At 61.9% G+C, this 4,365-nt stretch carries 4 protein-coding genes; all 4 read right to left on the bottom strand.

Annotation, left to right across the window (positions count from 1 at the left end):
- A partial coding sequence (locus EN879_RS25685; protein ID WP_127274324.1) for a pyruvate dehydrogenase complex dihydrolipoamide acetyltransferase occupies nucleotides 1–1,268 on the bottom strand: 1,268 nt, incomplete at its 3' end.
- 18 nt (nucleotides 1,269–1,286) lie between these two features.
- Entirely contained in the window at nucleotides 1,287–2,690 is a 1,404-nt protein-coding gene (locus EN879_RS25680; protein ID WP_063168050.1) for a pyruvate dehydrogenase complex E1 component subunit beta, read from the bottom strand.
- Nucleotides 2,691–2,705: 15 nt separating this feature from the next.
- On the bottom strand, nucleotides 2,706–3,743 hold the full coding sequence (gene pdhA / locus EN879_RS25675; protein ID WP_063168051.1) for a pyruvate dehydrogenase (acetyl-transferring) E1 component subunit alpha: 1,038 nt from the start codon (nucleotides 3,741–3,743) through the stop codon (nucleotides 2,706–2,708).
- Between the two features lie 194 nt (nucleotides 3,744–3,937).
- Nucleotides 3,938–4,261 carry a septum formation initiator family protein gene (locus EN879_RS25670; protein WP_027038975.1) on the bottom strand — a complete coding sequence of 108 codons (324 nt, stop codon included), beginning with the start codon at nucleotides 4,259–4,261 and terminating at the stop codon, nucleotides 3,938–3,940.
- Nucleotides 4,262–4,365: the final 104 nt, after the last annotated feature.

Raw genomic sequence — 4,365 nt, 5'->3', positions numbered from 1 at the left:
GCCCGCTCCTCGCCGGCGCCGACCGCCAGGATGGTCGCGTGCGGCGGGTTGATGACCGCGGCAAAATCCTTGATGCCGAACATGCCGAGATTGGACACCGCCGTGGTGCCACCCTGATACTCTTCCGGCTTCAGCTTGCGGCTGCGGGCGCGACTGGCGAGGTCCTTCATCTCGTTGGAGATGGTGGACAGCGTCTTTTCGTCGGCTTTGCGGATGATCGGTGTGATCAGCCCGCCGGGGATCGACACGGCAACGCCGACATCGGCGTGCTTGTGCTTGACCATGGCGCTTTCGGTCCACGAGGCATTGGCATCGGGCACCGCCTTCAGCGCCATCGCCATCGCCTTGATCACCATATCGTTGACCGACAGCTTATAGGCCGGAGCATCACCCTTGTCGGTCTTCTTCACCGGGGCTGCCGCATTGATCTGCGTGCGCAGCGCCAGCAGCGCATCGAGCTCGCAGTCGAGCGTCAGGTAGAAATGCGGAATGGTGGTCTTGGCCTCGACCAGGCGGCGCGCAATGGTCTTGCGCATATTGTCATGCGGGACGAGGTCGTAGGAGCCCTGTTCGAACAGTTTCAGCACCTGATCGTCCGACATCGCCTTTACCGGCGCGGCAGGAGCAGCAGCGGGCACGCCAGCCGGAGCCTTGGCGGCAGGCGCCGCCTGGGCGCCGCCACCGGCAATCGCCGCGTCGACATCCGCCTTCACCACCCGGCCATGCGGACCGGTGCCGGTCACGGCAGACACATCGACACCGGCTTCCTTGGCTATGCGACGTGCGAGCGGCGACGCGAAGGTGCGTCCTTCCGGCGACTGGCTGATCTCCCCCCTTGTGGGAGAGATGGCCGGCAGGCCAGAGGGGGGCGTCTCGCGCTGAGAGGACGGCGGGACAGCGCCCCCCTCTGTCGACTTCGTCGACATCTCCCCCACGGGTGGGGAGATTGGCGCCTTGTCCTGCTTGGCCTCGGCTTTCGCTGGAGCAGCATCGCCCCCGCTTTTCGCGGCAGCGCCTGCATCCTCACCTTCGGCAGCGAGCACGGCGATCAGAGCGTTGACCTTGACGCCTTCGGTGCCGGCGGGAACGACGAGCTTTGCGACCGTGCCCTCATCGACAGCCTCGACTTCCATCGTCGCCTTGTCGGTCTCGATCTCGGCAATGACATCGCCCGGCGAACCCTTGTCGCCTTCCTTGACGAGCCACTTGGACAGATTGCCCTCTTCCATCGTGGGCGACAGGGCCGGCATGGTGATGTTGATTGGCATTTTGTCCTCCCGCCCGGTTCAGCGATATGTGACGGCTTTGACCGCCTCGATGACTTCGCCGACGTTCGGCAAAGCCAGTTTCTCGAGGTTGGCGGCATAGGGCATCGGCACATCCTTGCCGGCGATGGTGATGACCGGCGCGTCGAGGAAATCGAAGGCGCGCTGCGACACCTGGTTGGCGATATGGTCGCCGACCGAGTTCTGCGGATATCCCTCTTCGACAACGATCAGCCGGTTGGTCTTCTTGACCGAGGCGATGATGGTGTCGAGATCGAGCGGCCGGATCGTGCGCAAGTCGATGATCTCGGCATCGATGCCCAAGCCGCGCAGCTCGGCTTCCGCCTTGACCGCATAGGTCATGCCGATGCCGAAAGAGACGATGGTGACGTCCTTGCCGGTCTTGTGGATGCGCGCCTTGCCGATCGGCAGCACGAAATCATCCAGCTTCGGCACGTCGAAGGACTGGCCATAGAGGATCTCATTCTCGAGGAAGATGATCGGATTGGGATCGCGGATCGCCGCCTTCAACAAGCCCTTGGCGTCGGCGGCGGTGTAGGGCATCACCACTTTCAGGCCCGGAATGTGGCTATACCAGGCGGCGTAGCACTGCGAGTGCTGCGCGGCGACGCGTGCGGCAGCGCCGTTCGGTCCACGGAAAACGATCGGCGCACCCATCTGGCCGCCCGACATGTAGAGCGTCTTGGCGGCGGAGTTGATGATCTGGTCGATCGCCTGCATGGCGAAGTTGAAGGTCATGAACTCGACGATCGGCTTCAGGCCGGCCATCGCCGCGCCGACGCCGACGCCGGCAAAGCCATGCTCGGTGATCGGCGTGTCGACGACGCGCCGCGGCCCGAATTCCTGCAGCAGCCCTTGCGTGATCTTGTAGGCGCCCTGGTATTCGGCGACCTCCTCGCCCATGACGAAGACATCGCCGTCGCGGCGCATTTCCTCGGCCATCGCATCGCGCAGCGCTTCGCGTACCGTGGTCGAGACCATCTCTGTGCCGGCCGGAATGTCCGGATCGGCGGCGATTTCCGTCTTCGGTGCAGCAGCCACCGGCGCGGCAGCCGGTTTTGCGGCCTCCGCCTTGTCCTCCGCCGCGGCTGGAGCCTCTGCCTTTGCCGGTGATTCCGCCTTGGCGGGAGCCGAGGACTTGCCGATATCGCCGGCACTTTCGCCGTCCTGCAGCAAAACGGCAATCGGTGTGTTGACCTTGACGCCTTCGGTGCCGGCGGCGATCAGGATCTTGCCAAGCGTGCCTTCGTCGACGGCCTCGACTTCCATCGTCGCCTTGTCGGTTTCGATCTCGGCGATGACGTCGCCGGCGACGACCTTGTCGCCCTCATTCTTCAACCACTTGGAAAGATTGCCCTCTTCCATGGTCGGCGAGAGAGAGGGCATGAGAATTTCGATCGGCATGTCCTTGCCCTCCCGTTACAATACGATATCGGTCCAGAGCTCGGACGGATCCGGCTCTGCATCGTTCTGGGCAAATTCGGCGGCGTCAGCGACGATGTCGCGGACCTCCTTGTCGATGGCCTTAAGCTCGTCCTCGGTTGCCCACTTCTTCTCGATCAGCCGCGCCTTGACCTGTTCGATCGGGTCATGGTCGGAGCGCATCTTCTGCACTTCTTCCTTTGAGCGGTATTTCGCCGGATCGGACATCGAGTGACCGCGATAGCGATAGGTCTGCATTTCGAGAATGATCGGCCCGTTGCCGGCGCGGCACCATTCGGTCGCCTGGTCGCCGGCGGCCTTGACAGCGCGCACGTCCATGCCGTCGACCTGGATGCCGGGAATCTTGAACGAAGCGCCACGGTGCGAAAAATTGGTTTCCGCCGAAGAGCGCGACACCGAGGTGCCCATGGCATACCGGTTGTTCTCGATGATGTAGATCACCGGCAGCTTCCACAGCGAGGCCATGTTGAAGCTTTCATAGACCTGGCCCTGGTTGGCCGCACCGTCGCCGAAATAGGTCAGCGAGACATTGTTGTTGTCGCGGTAGCGGTTGGCGAAGGCCAAGCCCGTGCCGAGCGACACCTGCGCGCCGACGATGCCGTGGCCGCCATAAAAGTGCTTTTCCTTGGAGAACATGTGCATGGAGCCACCCTTGCCCCGTGACAGGCCGCCGCGACGCCCGGTCAGCTCGGCCATGACGCCGCGCGGCGACAGCTCCATCGCCAGCATGTGGCCGTGGTCGCGATAGGCGGTGATCATCTGATCGCCGTCGATCAGCGCCATCTTCATGCCGGTGACGACCGCTTCCTGGCCGATATAGAGGTGGCAGAAGCCGCCGATGAAACCCATGCCGTAGAGCTGGCCGGCCTTTTCCTCGAAACGACGGATGAGCAGCATGTGCCGGTAAGCGGCAAGCTCTTCGTCCTTGGTGAATTCGACAGGTTTGGGGGTCGAAAGCCCCGATTTGCCGTCGGATTTGGATTTGGCAGGCGCTTTTCTGGCGGCGGTGGCCATGCATCACTCCCTGTTGGCGTCTCTTCGTGGACATTAGAGCAGGATGAAATCTGCTCTGGGGAGATCAGCTCCTCCCCACCGATTTTAGGGAGGCTAACACGCGTCAAAGCGTTGCGCCATGCCGAATTTGCATAGCTGGCATGCGCCTAAGCGATTAAAATCATTGAAAATATTGGTGATTAACTTGAAATCAGTTATTTCGCCGAGGTCGGCAACATAATGGTGATTTCGTCAGCTTGGGACAGATTGAGCGCCTTGCGCGCCTGCTCATCGAGCATGTCCTTCTCGAGCGTGCCTTCATGCATCAGCCGAACGCGGCGCTCGAGCTCCATGCGGCGCGCCTTGATCGCATCGAGCTGGCCTTGCAGCGCAACCGTCTGGGCTTCCAGCTGATATTTCGAGTAGATACCGAATTCGCCGTGATAGGCATGAAAGCCGAAATAGGCCAGGAACGCCACGCAAAGCGAGGGAATGATCAGCCGGCCGGTGTTTCTCTGCTTGTGCTGACGCGTCCACATCGCCCGATTCCTCTAGAGCATGATGCCGAAAAGTGTGAAGCGGTTTTCGGACGACATCATGCTCTATCTCTTTGATTTAGCGTCGGATTCAGATTTCAGGTCGA

Origin of the sequence: Mesorhizobium sp. M7A.F.Ca.AU.002.02.1.1 (genome assembly GCF_003998535.1) — a bacterium.
In the GTDB taxonomy this organism is placed as follows: Bacteria; Pseudomonadota; Alphaproteobacteria; order Rhizobiales; family Rhizobiaceae; genus Mesorhizobium; species Mesorhizobium ciceri.
Note: the sequence above shows the minus strand (reverse complement) of the source record. Positions and strands in the feature narration are given on the sequence as shown.

Excerpts from the sequence above, each read along its gene's own strand:
- EN879_RS25670 (WP_027038975.1), bottom strand. The coding sequence starts at position 4,261 with ATGTGGACGCGTCAGCACAAGCAGAGAAACACCGGCCGGCTGATCATT.
- EN879_RS25680 (WP_063168050.1), bottom strand. The coding sequence starts at position 2,690 with ATGCCGATCGAAATTCTCATGCCCTCTCTCTCGCCGACCATGGAAGAG.
- pdhA (WP_063168051.1), bottom strand. The coding sequence starts at position 3,743 with ATGGCCACCGCCGCCAGAAAAGCGCCTGCCAAATCCAAATCCGACGGC.